The sequence below is a fragment of the Pseudoduganella sp. GW821-FHT11H04 genome (genome assembly GCF_058807935.1).
Genome location: NZ_JBXARE010000003.1, coordinates 85,851 through 109,955, shown reverse-complemented (window position 1 = coordinate 109,955; position 24,105 = coordinate 85,851). Strand labels below are relative to the sequence as shown.

Annotated in this window: 22 protein-coding genes and 2 tRNA genes; 17 read left to right on the top strand and 7 right to left on the bottom strand. The window is 62.5% G+C overall.

The annotated features are described in order from the left end of the window. Positions 1-54: 54 nt before the first annotated feature. The 10 genes from AC1RTP_RS07470 to ahpF all read left to right on the top strand — a co-directional run bounded on the left by AC1RTP_RS07470 (position 55) and on the right by ahpF (position 10,582). Positions 55-2,823, top strand: a complete 2,769-nt coding sequence (locus tag AC1RTP_RS07470; protein ID WP_498605982.1) for an EAL domain-containing protein — start codon at positions 55-57, stop codon at positions 2,821-2,823. Positions 2,824-2,965: 142 nt separating this feature from the next. Next, positions 2,966-4,600, top strand: coding sequence for an indolepyruvate/phenylpyruvate decarboxylase (gene ipdC, locus AC1RTP_RS07465; RefSeq protein ID WP_498605978.1), 1,635 nt, complete (start codon positions 2,966-2,968; stop codon positions 4,598-4,600). After that, positions 4,597-5,595 carry a ubiquinone anaerobic biosynthesis protein UbiU gene (ubiU, locus tag AC1RTP_RS07460; RefSeq protein WP_498605975.1) on the top strand — a complete coding sequence of 333 codons (999 nt, stop codon included), beginning with the start codon at positions 4,597-4,599 and terminating at the stop codon, positions 5,593-5,595. Before ipdC ends, ubiU begins: the two co-directional genes overlap by 4 nt. A 2-nt stretch (positions 5,596-5,597) precedes the next feature. Then, on the top strand, positions 5,598-6,485 hold the full coding sequence (locus AC1RTP_RS07455) for a U32 family peptidase (protein ID WP_498605971.1): 888 nt from the start codon (positions 5,598-5,600) through the stop codon (positions 6,483-6,485). Further along, a complete protein-coding gene (gene ubiT, locus AC1RTP_RS07450) occupies positions 6,482-6,925 on the top strand; it encodes a ubiquinone anaerobic biosynthesis accessory factor UbiT (RefSeq protein WP_498605969.1) in 444 nt (147 codons plus the stop codon). Before AC1RTP_RS07455 ends, ubiT begins: the two co-directional genes overlap by 4 nt. Beyond that, on the top strand, positions 6,918-7,280 hold the full coding sequence (locus tag AC1RTP_RS07445; protein WP_498605967.1) for a putative zinc-binding protein: 363 nt from the start codon (positions 6,918-6,920) through the stop codon (positions 7,278-7,280). Before ubiT ends, AC1RTP_RS07445 begins: the two co-directional genes overlap by 8 nt. 77 nt (positions 7,281-7,357) lie before the next feature. Beyond that, positions 7,358-7,549: a hypothetical protein gene (locus AC1RTP_RS07440; RefSeq protein WP_498605965.1), complete on the top strand. Its 192-nt coding sequence runs from the start codon at positions 7,358-7,360 to the stop codon at positions 7,547-7,549. A gap of 189 nt (positions 7,550-7,738) precedes the next feature. Beyond that, complete coding sequence (locus AC1RTP_RS07435; protein WP_498605961.1) at positions 7,739-8,179, top strand: hypothetical protein; 441 nt, start codon at positions 7,739-7,741, stop codon at positions 8,177-8,179. A gap of 157 nt (positions 8,180-8,336) precedes the next feature. After that, positions 8,337-8,900, top strand: coding sequence for an alkyl hydroperoxide reductase subunit C (ahpC, locus tag AC1RTP_RS07430; protein WP_055938879.1), 564 nt, complete (start codon positions 8,337-8,339; stop codon positions 8,898-8,900). 101 nt (positions 8,901-9,001) lie between these two features. After that, on the top strand, positions 9,002-10,582 hold the full coding sequence (ahpF, locus tag AC1RTP_RS07425; protein WP_498605955.1) for an alkyl hydroperoxide reductase subunit F: 1,581 nt from the start codon (positions 9,002-9,004) through the stop codon (positions 10,580-10,582). A 227-nt stretch (positions 10,583-10,809) separates the two neighbouring features. Here ahpF and AC1RTP_RS07420 read toward each other — a convergent pair. From AC1RTP_RS07420 to AC1RTP_RS07410, 3 genes are all read right to left on the bottom strand, one after another. Then, positions 10,810-10,886: transfer RNA gene (locus tag AC1RTP_RS07420), tRNA-Asp, on the bottom strand. Between the two features lie 19 nt (positions 10,887-10,905). After that, a tRNA-Val gene (locus AC1RTP_RS07415) sits at positions 10,906-10,981 on the bottom strand. Between the two features lie 101 nt (positions 10,982-11,082). Beyond that, positions 11,083-13,191: a S9 family peptidase gene (locus AC1RTP_RS07410; protein WP_498605953.1), complete on the bottom strand. Its 2,109-nt coding sequence runs from the start codon at positions 13,189-13,191 to the stop codon at positions 11,083-11,085. 67 nt (positions 13,192-13,258) lie between these two features. Between AC1RTP_RS07410 and AC1RTP_RS07405 the strand changes: the two genes are divergently transcribed. Together AC1RTP_RS07405 and AC1RTP_RS07400 are read left to right on the top strand one after the other, a co-directional pair. Then, positions 13,259-14,530: an MFS transporter gene (locus AC1RTP_RS07405; RefSeq protein ID WP_498605951.1), complete on the top strand. Its 1,272-nt coding sequence runs from the start codon at positions 13,259-13,261 to the stop codon at positions 14,528-14,530. Next, complete coding sequence (locus AC1RTP_RS07400; RefSeq protein WP_498605949.1) at positions 14,527-15,786, top strand: glycerate kinase type-2 family protein; 1,260 nt, start codon at positions 14,527-14,529, stop codon at positions 15,784-15,786. The genes AC1RTP_RS07405 and AC1RTP_RS07400 overlap by 4 nt, the downstream gene beginning before the upstream one ends. Here AC1RTP_RS07400 and AC1RTP_RS07395 read toward each other — a convergent pair. The 3 genes from AC1RTP_RS07395 to AC1RTP_RS07385 are packed head-to-tail and all read right to left on the bottom strand — an operon-like array spanning position 15,779 to position 19,261. After that, positions 15,779-16,405 carry a hypothetical protein gene (locus tag AC1RTP_RS07395; protein WP_498605947.1) on the bottom strand — a complete coding sequence of 209 codons (627 nt, stop codon included), beginning with the start codon at positions 16,403-16,405 and terminating at the stop codon, positions 15,779-15,781. The genes AC1RTP_RS07400 and AC1RTP_RS07395 overlap by 8 nt on opposite strands. Before the next feature lie 45 nt (positions 16,406-16,450). After that, on the bottom strand, positions 16,451-17,359 hold the full coding sequence (locus tag AC1RTP_RS07390; protein WP_498605946.1) for a DUF8616 domain-containing protein: 909 nt from the start codon (positions 17,357-17,359) through the stop codon (positions 16,451-16,453). Between the two features lie 12 nt (positions 17,360-17,371). After that, positions 17,372-19,261, bottom strand: a complete 1,890-nt coding sequence (locus tag AC1RTP_RS07385) for a methyl-accepting chemotaxis protein (protein WP_498605943.1) — start codon at positions 19,259-19,261, stop codon at positions 17,372-17,374. 163 nt (positions 19,262-19,424) lie between these two features. Between AC1RTP_RS07385 and dinB the strand changes: the two genes are divergently transcribed. From dinB to AC1RTP_RS07360, 5 genes are read left to right on the top strand one after another with little or no spacing between them, the layout of a single operon-like run. Then, positions 19,425-20,576 (top strand): DNA polymerase IV, encoded by a 1,152-nt coding sequence (gene dinB / locus AC1RTP_RS07380; protein WP_498605942.1) that lies wholly within the window; start codon positions 19,425-19,427, stop codon positions 20,574-20,576. A gap of 54 nt (positions 20,577-20,630) precedes the next feature. Continuing rightward, complete coding sequence (locus AC1RTP_RS07375) at positions 20,631-21,248, top strand: hypothetical protein (protein WP_498605940.1); 618 nt, start codon at positions 20,631-20,633, stop codon at positions 21,246-21,248. 19 nt (positions 21,249-21,267) lie between these two features. Continuing rightward, a complete protein-coding gene (locus tag AC1RTP_RS07370) occupies positions 21,268-21,906 on the top strand; it encodes a hypothetical protein (protein ID WP_498605938.1) in 639 nt (212 codons plus the stop codon). Continuing rightward, entirely contained in the window at positions 21,897-22,547 is a 651-nt protein-coding gene (locus tag AC1RTP_RS07365) for a hypothetical protein (protein WP_498605934.1), read from the top strand. Before AC1RTP_RS07370 ends, AC1RTP_RS07365 begins: the two co-directional genes overlap by 10 nt. Before the next feature lie 53 nt (positions 22,548-22,600). Further along, complete coding sequence (locus AC1RTP_RS07360; protein WP_498605931.1) at positions 22,601-23,497, top strand: recombination-associated protein RdgC; 897 nt, start codon at positions 22,601-22,603, stop codon at positions 23,495-23,497. 23 nt (positions 23,498-23,520) lie between these two features. On the opposite strand, the gene AC1RTP_RS07355 is transcribed toward AC1RTP_RS07360, so the two are convergent. Then, complete coding sequence (locus AC1RTP_RS07355) at positions 23,521-24,006, bottom strand: asparaginase domain-containing protein (RefSeq protein ID WP_426166523.1); 486 nt, start codon at positions 24,004-24,006, stop codon at positions 23,521-23,523. Positions 24,007-24,105: the final 99 nt, after the last annotated feature.

Below are 24,105 nucleotides of genomic sequence, written 5' to 3'. Positions count from 1 at the left end.
TGAAGCGGATACAATCGGCTGGTAGACCCCGCCAACTTCGTATCCGGATAAAACGTGCCCCAATTCCTGGCCGGCCTGTTCGTATTGCTGTTGCTGTCTGCGTCCCCGGCGCAGGCGCAGGAACGCGTCAGCCTGCAGCTGAAGCACAGCCACCAGTTCCAGTTCGCCGGCTATTACGCCGCGCTGGAAAAAGGTTACTACCGCGATGCTGGTCTCGATGTGCAAATCCTCGAAGGCAATGACGGCAATGAGCCGGAGCGCGCCGTGCTCGATAGCCGCGCCCAATACGGCGTAGGCAGCAGCAGCCTGCTGCTGGCCCGCTTGTCCGGTAAACCGCTGGTGGTGTTGGCGGTGGTGTTCCAGCATTCTCCCTACGCGTTGGCGATGCGCCAGACCGGCCCCGCGCCGGATATCCGCAGCATCGTCGGCAAGCGCGTGATGATCGGTTCCCTGACCGATGAACTGACCCAGGCCGACGAAGTGATGGCCTACCTGCGCAAGGAAGGCATCAATACCAACCAGCTGGTGCGGGTGGAGCACAGCTTCAATCCGGACGACCTGGTGAAGGGCAAGGTCGACGCCATGTCGATCTTCGTCAGCAACGAGCCCGATTACCTGGACCGCCTGGGCTTCCCATATGATATCTACAGTCCGCGCGCCGCCGGTATCGACTTTTACGGCGACAACCTGTTCACCAGCGAAGCGGAAATCAAGAACCACCCGGACCGCGTGCGCGCCTTCCGCGCCGCCAGCATGCGCGGCTGGCAGTACGCCATGAGCCATCAGGAAGAAATCGTCGACCTGATCCTCAACAAGTACTCGCGCCAGCATGACCGCATGCACCTGCTGTATGAAGCGCGCCAAATGGTGCCGCTGGTGCAGCCGGTGCTGGTGGAAATCGGCTACATGAACCCGGACCGCTGGCAGCACATCGCCGACATCTACACGGAACTGGGCATGATGCCGAAAGGCGCCACTTGGAACGGATTCCTGTACAACGCCGATCCCGGCTCCGACCTGACTTGGCTGTACCGCGTGCTGGGCGTGGCGGCCGGCCTGCTGGTGCTGGGCGCGGCGATCCACTTCTCGCTGCTCACGCGTGAGCGCACCCGCGCCGAAGAAACCATCCGCAAAGGCGAGCAGCGCTTCCGCACCATGTTCGAAGCGGCGCCGATGGGCATTGCCCTGATCGACTCCGGCGGCGGGCAGTTCCGCGACGTGAACCCGCGCTTCGCCGAAATCGCCGGCCGCTCGGCGGCGGAAATGCGCAATAGCCGCTGGCTTGAAATCTGCCATCCGGACGACGTAGCGCCGGAGCAGGAAAAGATGGCGCAGCTGACGGCGCAGCAGATCACCGGGTTCAAGATGGAGACGCGCCTGATGCGCCCCGACGGCCGCATCGTCTGGGTGGAAGCCTCGATCAATGCCGTGGAAACGGAGAGCCAGCCGCACCACTTGTGCATGATCGAAGACATCACCGAGAAAAAGGAAACCGAAGCGCTGATCTGGCAACAGGCCAACTTCGACACGCTGACGCAGCTGCCGAACCGCCGCATGTTCCTGGACCGGCTGCAGCACGATATTTTGAAATCGCGCCGCGACGGCACCCGCATCGCCATCCTGTTCATCGATCTTGACCACTTCAAGGAAGTCAACGACACACTGGGTCACCACCAGGGCGACGTGCTGCTGGTGGAAGCGGCGCGCCGCATCGGCGCCTGCGTGCGCCAGTCGGACACCGTATCGCGCCTGGGCGGCGACGAATTCACCGTGATCCTGCCCGAGCTGGCGGAAGTCGACCGTGTCGAAGACATTGCCCAGCACATCATCGACAGCCTGCGCATGCCGTTCCAGCTGGGGCAGGAGCAAGCCTTCGTCTCGGCATCGATCGGCATCACCGTTTATCCCGACGATGCCGGCAATATGGAAGACTTGCTGAAGCACGCCGACCAGGCCATGTACGCAGCCAAGGGCGCGGGCCGCAACCGCTTCAGTTACTTCACGCCAGCCCTGCAAGTGGCGGCGCTGAACCGCATGCGGCTGACCAACGACCTGCGCGGCGCCCTGAAAGGCAACCAGCTCAAGCTTTACTTCCAACCGATCGTGCACCTGCAGACCGGCAAGGTGCACAAGGCCGAAGCCCTGATCCGCTGGGAGCACCCGCAGCGCGGCATGGTCAGCCCGCTCGAATTCATCCCGCTGGCCGAATCGAGCGGCCTGATTGTGGATATCGGCGAATGGGTGCTGCGCGAATCGGCGCAATGGGTGAAACGCTGGCGCACGGAAGTGCATCCCGGCTTCCAGGTCAGCCTGAACCAGTCGCCGATGGAATTCCAGCGCGAACGCGGAAGCTATGCCGGCTGGCTGGCCTTCCTGCAGCAGCTTGGCGTGCCTGGCGAAAGCATCGTCGTAGAAATCACGGAAGGCCTGCTGCTGGATGCGAACACCAGCGTCACCGACAAGCTGCTGCAGCTGCGCGACGCAGGCATCCAGGTCGCGCTGGACGATTTCGGCACCGGCTATTCTTCTCTCTCGTATTTGAAGAAGTTCGACATCGACTACCTCAAGATCGACCGCAGCTTCACCCGCAACCTCGCCCCCGATTCAAGCGACATGGCCCTGTCCGACGCGATCATCGTCATGGCTCACAAGCTTGGCCTGAGCGTGATCGCAGAAGGCGTAGAAACCACCGAACAACGCGACCTGCTGGCCGCCGCCGGCTGCGACTATGGTCAAGGCTACCTCTTCGCCCGCCCCCTCCCCGCCGCCGACTTCGACGCCCTGCTGCACCAGCAAACCACCGACGAAGCCACCGCCGCCTGAAATGTCCACCTTGGGGTCAGGAACAGAAGTGGACATTTTTCCGCAGGAAAATGTCCACTCCTGTTCCTGACCCCAAGGTGGACATTTGAAAACTTGACCTGGCTCAAGGAATTTTCAGGCGCGCGCGCGCAAGATGCGGGGCATGAATCTCGCACACTCCCTCTTGCACGCGCTGGCTGATCACGGCGCGCGCGAAGTCTTTGGTATCCCCGGAGACTTCGTCCTGGCCTTCTTCGAACAAATCGAGAAATCTGGCGTCCTCCCCCTGTACACGCTGAGCCATGAGCCGGGCGTGGGCTTTGCGGCCGATGGGGCGGCGCGCTATCACGGGCGCTTAAGTGTGGCGGCGGTGACCTATGGTGCGGGGGCACTGAATATGGTCAACGCCGTCGCCGGCGCCTACGCGGAAAAAGTGCCGATGGTGGTAATCTCCGGCGCGCCGGGCACCAATGAGCGCCGCAACGGCTTCCTGCTGCATCACCAGGTCAAGCATCTGGATTCGCAAATGGCCATCTTCCGCGAAATCACCTGCGACCAGTGCGTGCTGGACGATCCGCAGCGTGCGCCGGAAGACATCGCCCGCGTGCTGCGCAGTGCGATCACGCATTCGCGCCCGGTCTACATCGAGCTGCCGCGCGACATGGTGCATGCGCCCTGCGGCCGCGTGCATGCCCTGTCGCAGCCAACGAACGATGCAGACGCGCTGGCGGCCTGCGTGGAGGAAGTCCTGTCCCGCCTGGAGCGCGCCGCGCGCCCGGTGCTGATGGTCGATATAGAAATCCGCCGCTTCGGCCTTGAGGGCAAGGTGGCGCAGCTGGCGACCAAGCTTCAGGTGCCGGTGGTGACCTGCTTCATGGGCCGCGGCCTGCTTGCCAGCGAGCCGGATGCACCGCTGCTTGGCACCTATCTTGGCGTGGCCGGGGCACCTGAAGTAACGGAAGCGGTAGAAGGCTCCGATGCCTTGCTGATGCTTGGCGTGATCCTCTCCGACACCAACTTCGGCGTGCAGCGCGAACGCATCGACCTGCGCAAATGCATGCTGGCGCTGGATGGCGACGTCACCCTCGGCTACCACACTTACCACGACATCCCGCTGGAAGCATTGGTGGATGGCTTGCTGGCACACGCCAAACCCCTGCGCGCCGATGCGGCCCTGCATGGCGAACGCACCGCCTACCCATGCGACTTGCCGGCCGATGACAACGCCATCGTTCCGCGCGACGTGGCAAGCGCCATCAACGACATGATGCGCAAACACGGCCGCATGCCGATTGCCTCCGACATCGGCGACTGCCTGTTCACCGCGCTGGATATCGAAAACACCGACTTGCTGGCGCCCGGTTACTACGCCACCATGGGCTACGGTGTGCCCGCCGCCTTTGGCCTGCAAGCCGCTGGTGGTGAACGCCCGCTGGTGCTGGTGGGCGACGGTGCGTTCCAGATGACGGGCTGGGAGCTTGGCAACTGCCAGCGCTACGGCCTGGACCCGATCGTGGTCATCTTCAATAACTGCAGCTGGGAGATGCTGCGCGCCTTCCAGCCGCAATCGGCTTTCTGCGACCTGAGCGACTGGCATTTTGCGGAGATGGCGCAAGCGCTGGGCGGCGACGGCTACCGCGTGATCACACGCGCCGAGCTGGCAGCAGCACTGGAAAGCGCTACCCAGAAGCGCGGCCGTTTCCAGCTGGTGGAAGTGATGCTGCCGCGTGGCGGCCAATCCGACACCTTGTCGCGCTTCGTCAGCGGCGTGCGCCGCCTGCAAGGAAGCAAGGCATGATCGAACTCGTATGCCCAGCCGGCAGCCTGCCGGCATTGAAGGCCGCTGTCGATAACGGCGCCGACAGCATCTACCTTGGCTTCCGCGACGCCACCAACGCGCGCAATTTCGCCGGCCTGAATTTCGACGAAGCTGCCATCGAAGAAGGCATCCGCTACGCCCACATGCGCGGCCGCAAAGTGCTGCTGGCGCTGAACACCTATCCGCAGGCGGCCAACTGGAAACAGTGGCGTGAAGCCGTCGACCGCGCGGCGGGCGCCGGCATCGACGCCATCATCCTGGCCGACCCCGGCCTGATGGAATACGCCCGCGGCAAATATCCCGGCATGCGCCTGCACCTGTCCGTGCAAGGCTCCGCGACCAATTACGAAGCGATCAATTTCTACCATGAGCAGTTCGGCATTTCGCGCGCCGTGCTGCCGCGCGTGTTGTCGATGCAGCAGGTCGAGCACCTGCTGCGCCACGTGAAGACAGAAATCGAAGTCTTCGGCTTCGGCAGCCTGTGCGTGATGGTGGAAGGCCGCTGCGCGCTGTCTTCTTATGCCGCCGGCGAATCGCCCAATACGGCCGGCGTTTGCTCGCCCGCCAAGGCAGTACGATGGCAGCAGACCCCGAAAGGCCTGGAATCGCGCTTGAACGGGGTGCTGATCGACCGCTACCAGCCGGACGAAAACGCCAGCTACCCCACGCTGTGCAAGGGCCGCTTTGAGGTGGAAGGCGAAACCTATTACGCCATCGAAGAACCGGCCAGCCTGAATACCATGGAATTGCTGCCGCAGCTGGTGCAGATGGGCGTCAAGGCGATCAAGATCGAAGGCCGCCAGCGCAGCCCCGCCTACGTGGCGCAAGTGACGCAAGCCTGGCGCGCCGCCATCGACGCCTGCGGCGACGGCAAGCGCCGCTTCGCCATCCACCCAAGCTGGAGCGCCGCGCTGGACCGCGTGGCGGAAGGCCAGCAGCACACCCTGGGCGCCTATCACCGCAAATGGAAATGAGTATGTTGAAACTAGCCCTCGGCCCCGTGCTGTATTACTGGCCGCGCCTGACGATGTTCGAGTTCTACCAGCAGGTAGCGGAAAGCCCGGTGGATATCGTCTACCTCGGCGAAGTCGTATGTTCGCGCCGCCACGAATTGCGCCTCCCCGACTGGCTCGATATCGCCGCCCTGCTGCGCGACGCGGGTAAAGAGGTGGTGCTGTCCACCCAGGCTTTGATTGAATCGGGCGCCGAGCTGACCACCATGCGCAAGCTGTGCGAGAACCGCGACTTCCTGGTGGAAGCCAATGATTTCGGCGCTGTGCGCAACCTGGCAGGCGCTGGCTTTGTCGCCGGCCCGCACCTGAATATCTACAGCGAGCCGACGCTGGCCGTGCTTGCCCGCCAGGGTGCGCGCCGCTGGGTGGCTCCGCTGGAAATGGACCGCAGCGCCATCGCCACCCTGTTGAAGACGCAGCCGGCCGGCATGGAAAGCGAAGTCTTCGCCTGGGGCCGCATGCCGCTGGCCTTCTCCGCCCGCTGCATGACCGCGCGCAACCGCAACCTGCCGAAGGACGATTGCCAGTTCAGCTGCATCGACTATCCGGATGGCCTGATCATGGATACCCGCGAGCAGAAAGCCTTCCTGGTCCTGAACGGCATCCAGACCCAGTCCGCGCTTTGCTGCAACCTGGTGCGCGCCATGCCGGACATGGCCGACATGGGCATCAACGTGCTGCGCATCTCGCCGCAAGCGCGCGACACGCTGGAAGTGGTGGCCGCCTTCGACAAGGTGCGCCGAGGAGAATGGCAGGCGCCGCATGCCGCCGTGAAGCTGGAACCGCTTGCCCCCGGTGGCAGTTGCGACGGTTTCTGGTACGGCCAACCCGGCATGGAGCGCGTAGCATGACGAGCAATCCTTTCCGTATCCCGCCCGCCATCGGCCGCCTGCTGGGCCGCCTGCCGCCGCAGCCTCCGGCCTGGCTGTTCGTGCAGGGCCTGAACCGCATCCTCGCGCCGCAACTGCCGGAGGACGTCAAGCAAGCCCTATTCGCGCGTCGCTTGCGCCTAAGGGTGGAAGATGCCGGCCTGGCGATAGATTTCAGCTGGCAGGGCAAGGCCTTCGAAACGGCCCGCCACGGCGACCAGCCCGACCTCACCATCGGCGCCAGCGCGCACGACCTGCTGCTGATGGCGCGCCGCCAGGAAGATCCCGACACCCTTTTCTTCAGCCGCCGCCTGATCCTGGAAGGCGACACGGAACTGGGCCTGCTGTTCAAGAACACCCTGGACGGCATGGACGCCAGCGTGTTCGACTGGAGGCGCTTGCTGCGCCCACGCCATGGCTGACAAGACGCTGCCGCTGGTGTATTCGTGTTCCGGCTGCAGCAGCGCAGCGCAACTGGCCAACGCAGTCGCCATCAAGCTTGACCGCAGCGGCACCGCAGAAATGTCCTGCATCGCCGGTGTGGGCGGCGGGGTCGCCCCGCTGGTCAAACTGGCCCAATCCGGCCGCACTATCCTCGCCATCGACGGCTGCCCCCTGGCCTGCGCCCGCGAATGCCTCGCCAAGCAAGGCGTCACCCCCGACCACCACCTCCTCCTCAACGAACACGGCGTGCGCAAGAAACTGCACACCGACTTTGACCCCGCCGAAGCCGACACCATGGCCGCCCGCGCCGCCAGCCTGTTGGAGAAACGTTAATCGTTTTTCGCGTGCGCTGCGGCGCCGTTCGTGATTTCATATCACCTGTGTCGCAATGGACGTGCGAGGTGAGGTTCATGGGAAGAATCTATCGAGGGAATGAGCAGGAGCAGCCAGGTGAGTTCTGTTCTGCGTTGGCCATTGGCGATTCCTGGTTCTGGTACCCGAATCACAATATCCTGGAGACGCTGGTCGGCCATCCACGTACTTCTATCGATCACGCCAACGTACGCTTGCTTGGCTATAACAGCGCTGAGCTCCAGGACTAAGTTGGCGCTGGAAGGTACGCCAAGGAGGTAGAACATTGGCTCTCGCCAGGATGGAATCGCGGGTTTTCAGAGTTCTACATCAGCGGTGCCGGAAACGATGCAGTTGACTATTCCCTGGCATTACGCACGGACTGCTCGAACTACACTTCACCGATTGACTGCCTTGATCCCGATGGATTGAACACATTATTGCGACGTATCTCTTCAGCGCTCGGATCGCTGATTCATGACATCCGATGGGCTTACAAGGAAGATGAATTGGTGCGCCCTATCTTCCTCAATGGCTATGACTACCCGACACCAGATGGCAGAGGATTTGCGTTTGGTCCGGTTGCCTCCGGCCCGTGGCTCGCGCCTGCGATGGATAAGTCTCGTGTTAAAGCAGACAAGATGTTGAGGTATGGGATCACCAAGATCCTGATAGATCGTCTCAACGACGAAGTGTTCCATCCATACGATGTGCCGGGAAATGAAATTGTTCACATCGACAGCCGCGGCGTACTCGCGCACTATCCCGAGAAGTATAAAAAGCATTGGACTAACGAGCTTCATCCCACGGATGCCGGCTTCTCGAAAATCGTTGAGACGATGTGGATTCCTCAACTAATCAGGTACCGAATCGCGATGTAACACCGAAATGGTGGCAAAAGAGCATAATAACGGTCGCGCTACGCGGTTCTGATAGGCAAAGACTATTGAGTCTATTTGAACAATCAAATTTCCAAATCTTAGGGAAGGCCTTAAACTGGCGTCTCATTGATTCAATAACCCCCACGAGGAAACCACAATGTCCCTGATTAACACCCAAGTAAAACCATTCAAGGCCACCGCATACCACAACGGTAAATTCGTTGACCTGAGCGAAGAGTCCCTGAAAGGCAAGTGGTCCGTATTCGTGTTCTACCCAGCCGACTTCACCTTCGTGTGCCCAACCGAGCTGGAAGACCTGGCTGACCACCACGCAGAATTCGCCAAGCTGGGCGTGGACGTGTACGGCATTTCGACCGACACCCACTTCGCTCACAAGGCATGGCACGACACCTCCGACGCGATCAAGAAAGTGCAGTACGCCCTGATCGGCGACCCAACCGGCACCCTGTCCCGTAACTTCGAAGTCATGATCGAAGAAGAAGGCCTGGCACTGCGCGGCACCTTCGTGATCAACCCAGAAGGCTTCATCAAAGTGCTGGAAGTGCACGATAACGGTATCGGCCGTGACGCTGCTGAGCTGCTGCGCAAAGTGAAGGCAGCCCAGTACGTTGCTTCCCACCCAGGCGAAGTTTGCCCAGCCAAGTGGACCGAAGGCGCAGCAACCCTGAAGCCATCGCTGGACCTGGTCGGCAAGATCTAAGCATCCAGTCTGCTAATGGCTTGAACAGGCGACCCCACGGGGTCGCCTTGGGGCGTTGAAGCGGTACCTACCGCAAGCGACTAATCAAGAAAGGAATAGCCATGCTGGACGCAGACCTGAAAGCCCAACTCTCCTCCTACCTGGAGCGCGTTGTACACCCGATCGAGATCGTGGCGCACACCGACGCCTCCGCCAAATCGCAGGAAATGTCGGCCCTGCTGCAGGACGTAGTGTCCGCCGGCCACGGCAAGATCACCGTGGTGGCAGGCAGCGACGACAAGGCACGCAAGCCTTCCTTCGACATCAACCGCAAAGGCACCGATATCGGCGTGAGCTTCGCCGGTATTCCAATGGGCCACGAATTCACCTCGCTCGTTCTGGCGCTGCTGCAAGTGGGCGGCCACCCGATCAAGCTGGATGAAAAAGTCATCGAGCAAATCCGTAACCTGGACGGCGATTTCGTCTTCGAGACCTTCATCTCCCTGAGCTGCCACAACTGCCCGGAAGTGGTGCAGGCGCTCAACGCCATGTCCGTGATCAACCCGCGCATCAAAGTGGTGGCGGTGGACGGCGGCGTGTTCCCGAAAGAAGTCGAGGAACGCCAGGTGATGGCCGTGCCGATGATGTACCTGAATGGCCAGCACTTCGGCCAGGGCCGCACCAACGTCGAGGAAATCCTCGCCAAGCTGGATACCGGCGCCTCGGCTCGCGCTGCGGCTGAATTGAGCAAGAAAGACGTATTCGACGTGCTGATCGTCGGCGGCGGCCCTGCGGGCGCTGCTGCGGCCATCTACACGGCGCGTAAAGGCATCCGCACCGGCGTGATCGCCGACCGTTTCGGCGGCCAGGTGCTGGATACCCTGTCGATCGAGAACTTCATCTCGGTGAAGGAAACCGACGGCCAGAAATTCGCAGTGGCGCTGGAGCAGCACGTTAAGGAATACGAAGTGGACATCATGAACACCCAGCGCGCATCAAAGATCGTGCCGGGCAAGATCAAGGAAGTCCATACCGAGAGCGGCGCTGTGCTGCGTGCCAAGTCGGTGATCATTTCGACCGGCGCCCGCTGGCGCGAGATCAATGTGCCGGGCGAGAAGGAATACCGTAATCACGGCGTTGCCTACTGCCCGCACTGCGATGGCCCGCTGTTCAAGGGCAAGCGCGTGGCGGTGATCGGCGGCGGCAACTCGGGTGTTGAAGCTGCGATCGACCTGGCCGGCATCGTGGAGCATGTGACGCTGATCGAATTCGGCGCTGAACTGCGCGCGGATGCGGTGTTGCAGCGCAAGCTGGCCACCCTGCGCAATGTGAAGGTGATCAAGTCGGCGCAGACCAATGAGATCCATGGCGATGGCAAGAAGGTGAATGGTTTGAGCTATACCGACCGTGATAGCGGCCAGTCGCATCGCGTGGACCTGGAAGGCGTGTTCGTGCAGATTGGCCTGGTGCCGAACACCGAATGGCTGAAGGGCACGATCGAGCTGTCCAAGCATGGCGAGATCGAGGTGGATGCCAAGGGGCAGACTTCGGAGACTGGCGTGTTTGCTGCGGGCGACGTGACCACCGTGCCGTATAAGCAGATCGTGATTGCGGTGGGCGAGGGTGCGAAGGCGGCGCTTGGGTCCTTCGATTACCTGATCCGCTCCAGCGCGGATGATGAGCCGGCGGCGATTGCAGCCTAAACCCGGTAAATCGGGGTCTAACCCGCAGGGTCAGACCCCAAGTGTGCAAAGGCCTCGGGCATTGGTTCGAGGTCTTTGACTTTCGTCGAAGATCAACAGCGCACAACCCAAACCACCAGCCGCTGCACAGACAGTGTCAGGCACTTGTGCCTGACACTGGTTTACCGGGTTTCATCGAGCAGAAATGAAAAAAGCCCCGAATTTCTTCGGGGCTTCTCTCTGAATATTGGCGGAGCGGACGGGGCTCGAACCCGCGACCCCCGGCGTGACAGGCCGGTATTCTAACCAACTGAACTACCGCTCCAATTCTTCATCAGTGTGACTGGTGGGCGCTGAGAGGCTCGAACTCCCGACCTAATCCTTGTAAGGGATCCGCTCTACCAACTGAGCTAAGCGCCCCTGTCTTCACCGTCGAACGTTTGTCACAACGTTCAGAAGAGGCCGCATTATAGGATGGATTTTGAAAGCCGCGCAAGCGTTTTTCAAAAAAACCTCAAAAATTATTGCGACACCCCGATTTGCGACAGCAGCCAGGCCATTTCAAAGGCCTTCTCCTCCAGCGCGTTATAGCGCCCGGAAGAGCCGCCATGGCCCGCCCCCATATTCACCTTCAGCAGCAGCGGATTGCTGTCCGTCTTATTGCGGCGCAGCTTGGCCACGTACTTGGCCGGTTCCCAGTACATCACCTGGCTATCGTTCAGGCCCGTGGTCACCAGCATGGCAGGATAGTCTTTCAACAAGATGTTGTCATACGGGGAATAGCTGCGCATATAGTCGTAGGCCGCCTTCTCGTTCGGATTACCCCACTCCAGGTACTCGCCCGTGGTCAGCGGCAGGCTGGCATCCATCATGGTGTTCATCACGTCCACGAAAGGCACCGCCGCATGCACCGCCTTGAACAGGTCCGGACGCATGTTCACCACGGCCCCCATCAGCAGGCCGCCGGCGCTGCCGCCCTGGATCGCCAGGCGGTCGCGCGAAGTCCACTTCTCCTTGACCAGGAATTCGGCGCTGTCGATGAAGTCATTGAAGGTGTTGATCTTCTTCATCAGCATGCCGTCGTCATGCCACTTCTCGCCCATATCGTTGCCGCCGCGGATATGCGCCGCCGCGTAGATCACGCCGCGCTCCAGCATGCTCAGTCGGGTCAGCGAGAAATTCGCTTCCTGCGGAATGCCATAGGAACCGTAGGAATACAGCACCATCGGCGCCGAGCCATCCAGTTTCACGCCCTTCTTGTAGGCCACCCACAGCGGCACCTTGACGCCATCGCGCGCAGTCGCCCACAAGCGCTTGGTCTCGTACTGGCTGAAATCAAAGCCGCCCGCCACTTCCTGCTTTTTCAGCACGGTGCGTTCGCCGGTCTTCATGTCCACGTCGATAGTCGAAGGCGGCGATAACGGCGACTGGTAGCTGATGCGGTACTTGGCCAGGCCGTAGTCCAGGTTCGTGGACGGCATGGACACATACACCTCGTCGTCGAACTTCACCGTCAACCATTTCTTGCTGGCGAAGTCGTAGATGCGGGTGCGGCCCAGTGCCTGCGACTTTTCCTGCACTGCCAGGAAGCCTTTAAACACGGTCGCGCCTTGCAGCAGCGTGTTCGTGTCATGCGGGACTACCTCGGTCCACTTCTTTGGATTGGCGAGCGGCGCGCTCACCAGGCGGAAGTTCTTGGCATCCTTGTTGGTGCGGATGTACAGCTTGCCGTCGCGGTGGCTGACAAAGTAGCGGTGGCCCTTGGTGCGGCCCAGCACGGACTTGAAGGAGCCCTTCGGCTGGTCGGCCGGCAGCATGAACACTTCGGTGGTGTCGGTCGCACCGGACATGAGGAAGATGTGCTTGCGATCTAGGCTGCCCATCACCTCCAGCGAGAACTGCTCGACCGCTTCGTGGTAGACCTGCTCGGGTTGGCCGTCCAGCGCCACGCGGAACAGGCGGTCGGCGCGCTTGGTGGTGGCGTCTTCCTGCACCACGAACAGGGTCTTGTTGTCGGCGGCCCAAGTCACGCTGGTCACGCGCGGCATGCTGATCGTCAGCACCTTGCCGGTGACGAGGTCCTTCACGTGCAGCTCGTACTGGCGGAAGCCGTTGTTATCGGTGGTGTAGGCTAGCAGCTTGGCGTCAGGGCTGGCGGCCATCATCCCTACGTGGAAGAATTTGAGGCCTTCGGCCATCGCATTCTGGTCCAGCATGATTTCTTCCGCAGCAGCGGCGTCATAGCTGCCGTCCCTGGCTGCCAGGCGGCGGCAGTTCAGCGGGTATTGTTTGCCCGCTTCCACACGGGTGTAATAGTAATAATTGCCGCGGCGCGCCGGCACCGAAAGGTCGGCTGGCATGGTGCGGTCCTTGAATTCCTTATACAGCGCATCGGAGAATGGCTTCAGGCCCGCGGTCATGGCGGCGGTGTAGCTGTTTTCCGCATTCAGGTAGTTGATGACTGCCGGATTGGTCTTTTCCTGCAGCCAGCGATAGTCGTCGGTGACCTGTTCGCCGTGGCGGGTTTCCATCCACTGCGTCTTGTCTGCGACGGGCGGCTGCGGCAGGTCTGCAGCGATGGCGGGTGCTGCCAGCAGGGGCAGCAACAGGGTGATGAGGCGTTTGCTCACTTCTTCGTCTCCATTGGGAAAAAATGTGCAATGATTCTAGGGTGTCATAGTTAGAAATTCAATAAGAATGAACACTATCGAAAAGCTGTATGCGCGGGTCGGCAAGCGCCTGCTGCCGTTCCTCTTCCTGTGCTACGTGGTGGCGTACCTGGACCGCGTCAACATCGGCTTCGCCAAGCTGCAGATGCAGGCGGACTTGCAGCTGTCCGATACCGTGTACGGCCTGGGCGCCGGCATCTTCTTCCTTGGCTACTTCCTGTTCGAAGTGCCGTCCAACCTGCTGATGCTGCGCGTCGGCGCAAGGCGCTGGATTGCGCGCATCATGGCCAGCTGGGGCTTGCTGTCGGCCGCCATGCTGTTCGTCAGCAGCCCATTCAGTTTCTATGTGATGCGCTTCCTGCTTGGCGTAGCGGAAGCGGGCTTCTTCCCTGGCGTAATCCTCTACCTGACCTACTGGTACCCGGCGCAGAAGCGCGCCCGCATTGTCGCCATCTTCATGAGCGGCGTCGCGGTGGCCGGCGTGGTGGGCGGGCCGCTCTCCGGCTGGATCATGTCTCGCTTCGCCGGACATGGCGGGCTCGCGGGCTGGCAATGGCTGTTCCTGCTGGAAGGCTTGCCGGCGGTGGCGCTGGGCGTGCTCACGCTGGCGCTGCTCGATGACGGCATCGACGACGCCACCTGGTTAAGCGATGAAGAAAAGGTGCTGCTGAAGGAAGAACTGGCACGCGATGGCGAGCCGCGTGCGCCATGGGGCCTGCGCCACGTCTTCGGCAGCAGCCGGGTGTGGATGCTGGCGCTGGTCTACTTCCTGATGGTGATGGGCCTGTACGGCGTGGGCTTCTGGCTGCCGCAGTTGATCCGCAACACCGGTGTGCAGGACGTGCTCAATGTCGGCCTGCTCACGGCCATCCCTTACAGCATTGCGGCGGTGGCGATGATCGTCTCCGCCCGCCACTCCGACCGCACGGGCGAACGGCGCTGGCACCTTGCGTTGTCGGCCTTTATCGGCGCAGCAGGCTTGCTCGCATCTACCCATTACGCCAACAACCCGGTGCTGGCGCTGGCCGCGTTAAGCGTGGCGACTGCGGGCATCCTCAGCACCTTCCCGGTATTCTGGAGCGTACCGACAGCCATGCTGGGCGGCTCGGCAGCGGCCGCAGGCATCGCCCTGATCAATTCGGTGGGTAACCTGGCCGGCTTTGCCAGTCCCTACATGGTGGGCGCCATCAAGGACGCCACGCACAGCACCGCCAACGGCATGCTGCTGCTGGCGGCCAGCCTGGCGATAAGCGGTATCCTGGTCGTGCTGTGCATTGGCCGCAAAGGGGAAATGCTTTGAAAACCGGACGCGAACTGCTGTCGGAATTATTCAACGCCGCGCTGCATGCGGCAGATCCGCTGGATACCATCGCGGCCCATTTGCCGCCGCCCCCGAAAGGCCGTACCGTCATCATCGGTGCTGGCAAGGCTTCGGCGCGCATGGCGCAGGGTGTGGAGCGGCGCTGGCATGGCCCGCTCAGCGGCGTGGTGGTCACGCGTTACGGGCACGGTGCTCCGACCCGGCATGTGGAAGTGATCGAGGCCGGCCACCCCGTGCCGGACGACGCCAGCCAGGCCGCCGCGCGGCGCATGCTGGCGGCCGTGCGCGGCCTGGGCCCGGATGATATGGTGCTTTGCCTGATGTCCGGCGGCGGCTCGGCGCTGATGTCGTTGCCGGCGGCCGGCATCACCTTGCAGCAGAAGCAGGACATCAACAAGGCGCTGTTGCGCAGCGGCGCGCCGATTGGCGACATCAATACCGTGCGCAAGCACCTGTCGGCAATCAAGGGCGGCCGGCTGGCGCTGGCCTGCGGCGAAGCGCGCGTGGTGACGCTGGTGCTGTCGGACGTGCCGGGCGATGATCCAGCCGTGGTGGCGAGCGGCCCGACCTTGCCCGATGCATCCACCGCCGCCGACGCAATGCGCATCCTGCAGCAATATGGCATCGACATCCCGCCCGAAGTGCGCGAGGTGCTGGAAGACCCGGCGCAGGAAACGCCCAAGCCGGGCGATCCGCAGCTGGCGCATCATAGCGTGGCCGTCATTGCCACTGCCCGGCACGCCCTGCAAGCCGCCGCCGATGTCGCCCGTGCCGAAGGCTTGCGTCCACTGGTCCTGAGCGACCGTATTGAAGGCGAGGCGCGCAACGTGGCGGTATCGCACGCCGCGCTGGTGCAAGGCGTGATCGGCCACGGCAGCCCTTTGCGGCCGCCATGCGTGATCTTGTCCGGGGGAGAAACCAGCGTCACCGTGCAAGGCACGGGACGCGGAGGGCGCAATGCTGAATACCTGCTGGCGCTGGCCGTCGCACTTCAGGGCACGCCAGGCGTGCACGCCATTGCCTGCGACACCGACGGCATTGACGGCACCGAGGACAATGCCGGCGCCGTGTTAGGCCCGGATACGCTGCAGCGCGCCATCGCACAGGGCCTGGACGCCCGCGCCCTGCTCGACAACAACGACGGCTACAGCTTCTTCGCCGCGCTGGGCGACCTGGTGGTCACCGGCCCCACCCGCACCAACGTCAACGACTTCCGCGCGATCCTGATTATTTGATGGCGGCGGCCATCTTGGCCCACACCGCGTCACCGATGTCCTTGCGGCCGTCCGGTGCGCGGTAGGACAGGAAGAAGGTCTCGTTCTTTTTGCCCGTCGCCATGTACATGAAGTAGGCCGGCTGTCCCGTGGTGCCGCTGATCATGGAAATCATGACGGCCGGGTTCTTGGCCTCCTTGAACTCCTGCACCTGGATATTGGTCGCCGCGCCGCGCAGCTTGTTCAGCGAACCCGGGTCATTGATGCCGTAGAAAACATGGTGGACCGCGTCGTAGGTGACGTTGGTGGCGGTCGAGCCGTACATATAGCCGTTGCGGGAAGGCAGGGCGGTGGCGCTTGCCGTCGCCGCATCATCAGGGCGCATCCAGTAGGAGTAACCGATCTTCTTGACCTTGGACTGCTGGAATTCCGCCGGCACCGGCACGTTCATCGCGATCACGAACGGCAGGCGGCCCTGCATGAAGTCGTTGACCGGCACATCGCGCGTCTGTACCTGCACGGCAGCGGGGGCCGGAGCGGAAGCTGCCTTGGCCGATGCCCTCGCCGATGGCGCTGCGCCCGCCGTTACGGCGGTAGCGGTAGTGACGGCCAGGCTGGCCGCAAACAAAATCGATTTCAAAGGAACTCCTGTTCTACATTCTGACTATCCGGGACAGCAATCCTCTCACGGCTTCGCCTTGCCGCGCAATGCCGTTTGACTAAGCAGGGCGGCTGCCGGCTGGTCGCCCGCCGCTGCTGCCTTTTTGAGCAATTTCAATGCCGACTCCCGGTCGCCGTTATTGCCGCGTTCAAGCCTCAGGATCGCAGCGTTATAGGCTGCAATCGGGTTGCCAAGTGCGGCGGCGGCATCAAAGGCCTTCCAGGCGCGCGAAGGACAAAGGCTGAAAACCTCGTGGCCGACAGCGGCGCGCAGCAATCCCGCGGCGTCGCCTTGCTTTGCGAACGCGTCTTCAAACTGCGCAGGCCAGCCTTCAACCAGCGATGCCATGACCTTTTCGCCTTTCTTGACAGCGTAAGGACCTGAAACGAAGACGGTGAACGCTTGCTGTGTGATGTCGGTTTTGCCTTCCTGGGTGTACCAAAGGAACCCATCAGCACCGCTGACCTTCATATCGCCCAGGGCCTTCGAAAGCTGCTGCGCCAACGACTTGCGATGCTTGTCGGGCGCGGCGCCGCTCCAGGAAGACATCAGGATCACCTCACGAATTTTGCTGCCTTGTTGCTTGACCATTCCTGCAAGATCGTCGACGGTCATGATGCGGGAATCGGCGCCGTAAAAGTGCCAGGGGCTCCCGTGCAGGCTGATTCTCAACACCTCGTCGCCGACATCCGGAGCGGCGTGGCTGTACTCGTACAGGGCATCCGCGCCAGGCACGCAGTCCGCGCGCATCGGATAGCAGTTATCGAGATTGATTGCGCCTTTCAGCGGCAATGTGGTCGGGCAGTCTGCCTGCGCGGTGGCGCAGGCGGCAAGCAGGGAGAGTAGGGTAAGTCCTCGTTGAATAGTCACGCGGATTCCTGTTTGATTACCGTTGGGGGAGGCAATCGTCGCACGGAGTGTATTTTTTGACAATAGTCCAGCCGCTTAAAACTCTTCCCAATCGTCGCCTGGCGGTGTGGCCTTGGCCGGCGCAGAGCGCTTGGTGGAGGCATTTCGCGTTTCCGAACCGGCCGGCGTCTTCACCGACGTAGCTCGCGGGCGGCTGGCTGCCCGTCTTGCGCCGCCCGCCATCGCTGTAGCTTCCGCCGCATCGCTGACGTCGGCTGTGGACTCGCTATCCGCGTCCGCTTCGTCGACGCTGGCCGCGGCATTTGGCGCCTTACGCTGTGCCGCGCTGCCGCGCGCCGCGCGCAGGGCTGGGACGCTAGCCCGCGCCGGCGCTTGCACTGGCACATTGGCCGCAGGCGCACGCCGAACCACGGCCGCCGCCTCCTCCATCCTGAACACGGACACCGCCTCCACCAGCCGCTCCGACTGTTCCTGCATGCTGCGCGCCGCAGCCGCCGCTTGTTCGACCAGCGCCGCATTCTGCTGCGTAGCGTTATCCATTTCCACGATAGCCGTATTCACTTGCTCGATGCCGGACGACTGCTCCTGGCTGGCGGACGTGATCTCATTCATGATGTCCGCCACCTGCTGCACGGACGACACGATCTGCTGCATGGTGGCGCCAGCCCGGTCCACCAGTGCGCCGCCCGCATCCACCTTGGCGAGCGAATCATCGATCAGCTCCTTGATCTCCTTGGCCGCACCAGCGCTGCGCTGCGCCAGGTTGCGCACCTCGGACGCGACCACCGCAAACCCGCGTCCCTGTTCGCCCGCCCGCGCTGCCTCGACCGCCGCGTTCAGCGCCAGGATATTGGTCTGGAACGCAATGCCATCGATCACGCTGATGATGTCCGCCATGCGCGCCGAGCTGGCCTTGATCGCGCCCATGGTATCGACCACTTCGTTCACCACCTGCCCGCCCTCGCTGGCATGGCCGGCAGCTGAAACCACCAGCTGGTTAGCCTGGCGCGCATTGTCCGCATTCTGCTTGACGGTGGAAGTCAGCTCCTCCATCGACGAAGCCGTTTCCTCCAGGCTGGCCGCCTGCTGCTCCGTGCGGCGCGAGAGGTCGAGGTTGCCCGCCGCGATTTCCGCCGCTGCGGTGTTGATCGTGTCGGTGGAAGTGCGTACCGAACCCACGGTGGTCTTCAAGGCCGCCACCATGTCTTTCAGCGCAACCAGCAGCCGCCCCGTTTCATCCTTGCGGCGCACGTCAATGTCGGCAGTCAGGTCGCCATGCGCCACGGTTTCCGCTACCTCCACCGCTTGCAGCAGCGGGCCGGTGACCGAACGCGTAATCATGTATCCCGCCACGATGGACACCACGGTGGCCAGCACCAGCAAGCCGATCATCAACATGGTTGCTTCGGACGCCGATTTGGCCGCCTCTTCGCCATCGTGTTTCATCAGCTTGTTTTGCAGGGCCAGGATGGCATCGAGCTTGCCGAAGTATGCGTTCTGCAGCGGAATGGCTTGCTTGAACATGGTTTGCACCGCACTGTCCTGGTCTCCCTCCTTGAACAGCTTGAGCACGTCGTCGCGCTTGGCGCGGAAGGCCTCGAAGGCCTGGGTCTCCTCCGCGAATGCTTTCTTGGATTCTTCCGATTCCAGGATCGCTTGCAGCTTGTTGGCCGCCGCCGCACCCGCGGAGTCCGCCTCGGCCATGCTGGCCAGGAAACCATCGCTGCTGATCTTGTCCGGCGCCAGCATGGCATTGCGCAAGGCCTGGGCCGAGCGGTTGGAATAGCTGCGCATTTCGTTGGTCAGTTGGACTTTCAGGTAGCGGTCCTCCACCAGCCGGGTGGTCAAGCCGGCGTTGTGGCTCAAGCGGCTGATGCCTGTGAGGGACATAGCCAGCTGGATCGCAATCGCCAGTGCAAAACCCAGCGCCAGCCGCATACCGATGTTCATGTTCGAGAAGCTCATGCCAGGCCTCGTCAGAAAGTTTGGTTTGGACTTGATGATGGCACAGGCATGGCAATGCGGCGCAGCGATCGGAAATCGCGTGGCGTTGTCGCCACAGCAAGCCCATGGGTCAAAAGACTGTATATAATTACAGTATCACAAGCGAACTCGACTATTTGTAGATATGGACTGGCCCCGCCGCATCGCCCACCTCGACATGGATGCCTTTTACGCATCCGTGGAGCTGCTGCGCTATCCGGAATTGCGCGGCCTGCCGGTGGTAATCGGCGGCGGCGGGCGGCACCAGCCGCGGGAGCTGCCGGACGGCACCCGCGAGTTCTCCCGCCTGCGCGACTATGCGGGGCGCGGCGTGATCACCACCTCCACCTATGAGGCGCGCGCGCTGGGCGTGTTTTCCGCCATGGGCACCATGAAGGCGGCAGCGCTGGCGCCGGATGCCATCCTGTTGCCGGTGGACTTCGACTCCTACCGCAAATATTCGCGCCTTTTCAAAGCCGCCGTGGCCACCATAGCGCCGCAGATCGAAGACCGCGGCATCGATGAAATCTATATCGACCTGACCGACGTCGAAGGCGAAACGCACGAGCTGGCCCAGCGCATCAAGGACGCGGTACGCGCCGCCACCGGGCTCTCATGCTCGATCGGTGTCGCGCCCAACAAGCTGCTGGCCAAGATCTGTTCCGACCTGGACAAGCCGAACGGCCTGACCGTGGTCGGCTACGATGACGTACCGGCCCGTATCTGGCCGTTGGCGGTGCGCAAAGTGAACGGCATCGGCCCGAAAGCTGAGAAGAAGCTGGTGGCGCTCGGCATCGACACCGTGGGCCAACTGGCGGCCGCCGATCCGGCCTTGCTGCAAGAGCATTTCGGCCTCAATTTCGCCGAATGGCTGCAGCGCATTTCGCATGGCCGCGACGAGCGCGCCATCTCCACCTATCATGAGCCGAAGGGCGTGAGCCGCGAGACTACCTTCTCGCGCGACCTGCACGCAAAGCGCGACCGCGCCGAGCTGTCCGACATCTTCACCCGCCTGTGCCAGAAGGTCGCGGACGACCTGGCGCGCAAGCGCTACGCCGGCCGCACCGTGGGCATCAAGCTGCGCTACGCCGACTTCCGCACGGTGACGCGCGACGTCACGCTGCCTTCACCGACGGCCGATGCCGCCGCCATCCGCCGCGCCGCCGGCGAATGCCTGCGCCGCGTGCCGCTGGATGACCGCTTGCGCCTGCTCGGCGTACGCATGTCCGCCCTGTGCACGCTGGAAGAGGCCGCCAGAGCCCAGCCGGCGCAGGGTGATCTTTTTGCTAATATGTGATACCTTTCCCGCGCGAGCTGGCGTGATGAGTCCGGCTGCAAACTGGACTACCGAATGCAAGCAGACTTCCGCCCGGCGCGCCGCGCCTGGTTGATCGTTATCGCGTTGGGACACGTCGCCGTCCTGATGGCCTGGCGCCCTATCGCCCGGCACAGCATCGACGCGGCAAACCGCGCGGATGGCGAGCTGATGCTCCTGAGCCTGGCTCTACCGGCCGCATTGCCGGAGCCCGCGCAGCATACGCGGCAAAAGCCTGCCCAACGTTCCGCGCCGCCGCCAGTCGCCAGCGAAGAATCCCTGCAGACGATCACTTTGCCGGCAAACGCCGACGTTTTCGCTGACCCATTTGCCAAGCCCACTGCGCCGGCAGAAACGATGCGCGACAAGGCCCGCAAGTCCGCCGCCGGCATTGACCGCCAGTTACGCAAGGAGAGCCTGAACAAATTCGCGACGATCGTGAATGAAGACTCGGCGCTTGGACTTGCTATCTCCGGCGGCCCCGCCCCCAAGCTATCCGAGCCGGAAAGCTATATGGGCGCCAACGGCGTCATCCACAAACGCTTTATGTTGCGCGGCAAAATGGTTTGCGAAGAAGTCGACCATATCGGCGTGGGCGGGCACGATCCATTCCGGAGCGGATCGACAGCGCGATACGTTCGATGCCCCAAGTGATTTCCTTATCCACGACCCGATGATGGCCAATTCATTCCGCCCGCGACGAAAAGCATGGCTTGCTGCCATCGCTTTGCTGCACCTGGCGGCCCTGCTGGCCTGGCGCCATGGGCAAATGCGTCCTGAGATCAGCAGCGCGCCGCCGGAGGGCGAATTGATCCTGCTGCATGCAACGTCGTCACCAGCTCCGCCGCAGCTCCGCACCATTGAGCGCCACGTGCCAACCATGCGGCCCGCGCCACCCATGCCCGCCGCCCTGCAGCCGACGGCACCGGCAGCCGCATCGACGGATACGCCACAGTCCATTACGCTGCCGTCCGCCCAGGACGACCCTTTTGCGAAATCCGCCCCGGCGCCGGAAAGTCTGCGCGACGTTACGCTGCGCGCCGCCGCCGGCGTCGACCGCCAGTTGCGCAAGGAGAGCCTGAACAAATTCGCCACCATCGTGCAGGAGCAAAGTCCGCTGGCAAAGCAGCTGGCGCGCGCCTACAACGGCGAGGTGGTGCTGGAGCAGGTCTCCACCGTGGGCGATGGCCGCACCATGAAGCGCTACCGCGCGGGCGGCCAGGAATGGTGCGAATACGTGAACCTGGTCGGCGCCGCCGGGCAGGATCCCTTCCGCGACGGGAACAAATACCAGGTGAAGACGTGCCCCTGATCGCGCTTCGCCGCCGCCACGGCTTGCTGGTGCTGGTGGCCGGGCTGCACCTTGCCATGCTGGCCTGCTGGCGCTTCACCGGGATGCGCACGCGGCCGCTGATCGAGCAGCGGGAAGGAGAGCTGGTGTTCTTGTCCGCGTTACCGGCCAGGCAGCCGAAGGAGGAAGCGAAAAGAGCGCGCACCGTGACGCCAACGCCTCGCCACAGCGTCACGCCGCGCCCGACGCCGACCGCACCCGCCGAGTCACTCGCGAGCAGCGCACAGCCTCCTGCCGCCCAAGCGCCCGCCCCGTCCGCGCCCAACCCCTTCGCGCAACCTGCGCCCGTAGTGGAAAGCGTGCTCGAACGTTCGCGCCATGCGGCCATCGGCATCGACCGCCAACTGCGCAAGGAAAGCAAAAATGACAACGACCGCGTGCTGGTGCGCGAGTCGAAATTCGCGCAGGATCTGGCCATGGCCTACAAAGGTTCCGGCGCTTTCTCGATAGCCGAAACAGTGTTGCCCAATGGCGACAGCCTGGCCCGCGTCACCACGCCCCTTGGCAGCTACTGCCTCCTCAAGCGCGGCAACCGCGACAAGGCGGGCCTGAATGCCATCGAAAACGCGGGCAAAACACTAATCGTCACCTGCCCCAAATAGCTCCTGCTAAAATGTCGTTCCTTTGAAAATGCTCAGCTAGGCTGCAAACAAGTATGTGGTTTAAGAATCTCCAGGTTTACCGTCTGCCCGCCCCATGGGCATTTACTCCAGAACAACTCGAAGAAGCCCTTCAGTCGCAGTCCTTCTCGCCTGCCAGCAGCAATGAGCTGATGCGCCAGGGCTGGGACACGCCGCGTCCAAACGGCGGCCTGGTGCACGTGGTCAACAAGCAAATGCTGATGGTGCTCGGCACCGAGAAAAAGCTGCTGCCATCGACCGTGGTCAACCAGGTAGCCAAGGCGCGTGCCGCCGAACTGGAAGAGCAGCAAGGCTTCGCCCCAGGCAAGAAAGCCATGAAAGAACTGAAGGAACGCGTGCACGACGAACTGCTGCCGCGCGCCTTCACGATCCGCAGCAACACCTGGTGCTGGATCGACCCGGTCAACGGTTGGCTGGTAGTGGATGCCGCCAGCCCGGCCAAGGCCGACGACATCATCAAGATGCTGCTGAAGGCCGTCGACCGCATGCCGATCGAAAGCCTGCGCGTGCAGCGCTCCCCGGTCGGCGTGATGACCGCCTGGCTGCAGGATGACGAAGCCCCAGCCGGCTTCACCGTCGACATGGACACCGAACTGCGCGCCACCGGCGAAAGCAAAGCCGCCGTACGCTATGTGCGCCACACCCTGGAACCGGAAGAAGTCCGCCGCCACATCGCCGCCGGCAAGCAGTGCACCCGCCTGGCCATGACCTGGGATTCCAAAATCAGCTTCGTACTGACCGAAGCCCTGGCGATCAAGAGCGTGAAGCCGCTGGACGTGATGAAGGAAAACGACGCCGTCACCCGCAACGACGACGAACGCTTCGACGGCGACTTCATGCTGATGACCGGCGAGCTGTCCAAACTGCTGCAAGACGTCGTTGACGCCCTGGGCGGCGAAGCCAAGGCGTAAAAAAGGGGACGTACCCCTTTTTCTTAGAGCGGCTGGAACACTCCAGCCGCTTTGTTTTTCTGCACGTTATCCCACGCAAAGATCTGGCCGTTCATGGCCACGTACACGCCAGGCGGCAGCACCTGCGCCACGCCGCAAGCAAATCCCATATTGAAGAACGCGTCCGAATTATCGATCTCGTAAGGGATCATGGCGCCGGTGAAAACGATGGTCTTGTCCTTGATCGCCGGGCCCAGGACGGCGGCGGTTTGCGGCATGGTGTCGGTGCCGTGCACGATCACGATCGCCTTTTCCGAAGCAGCCTGGCAAGCAGCCAGCACGCGCTGACGGTCCGCATCCACCATGTCCAGGGAATCCAGCAGCGACACCACTTCCAGCTCGCAAGGCGTGGTGATGCGGGCGCGCTTGATTGCGGCAGGCAGGTGGCTCTCGGTGAAAGCCAGGGTGCCATTCAGTTCGTTATAGTGCTTGTCGAAAGTGCCGCCGGTGGCAATGATGCGCAGGGTCATGATGAATTAAAATGAAAGCGAAGAATGGCGAGCATGATAGCCGAAAAACTTTCGCGCATCCGGCTGGCATTCCCCCGAACTGTTGACTACACTGGGTTT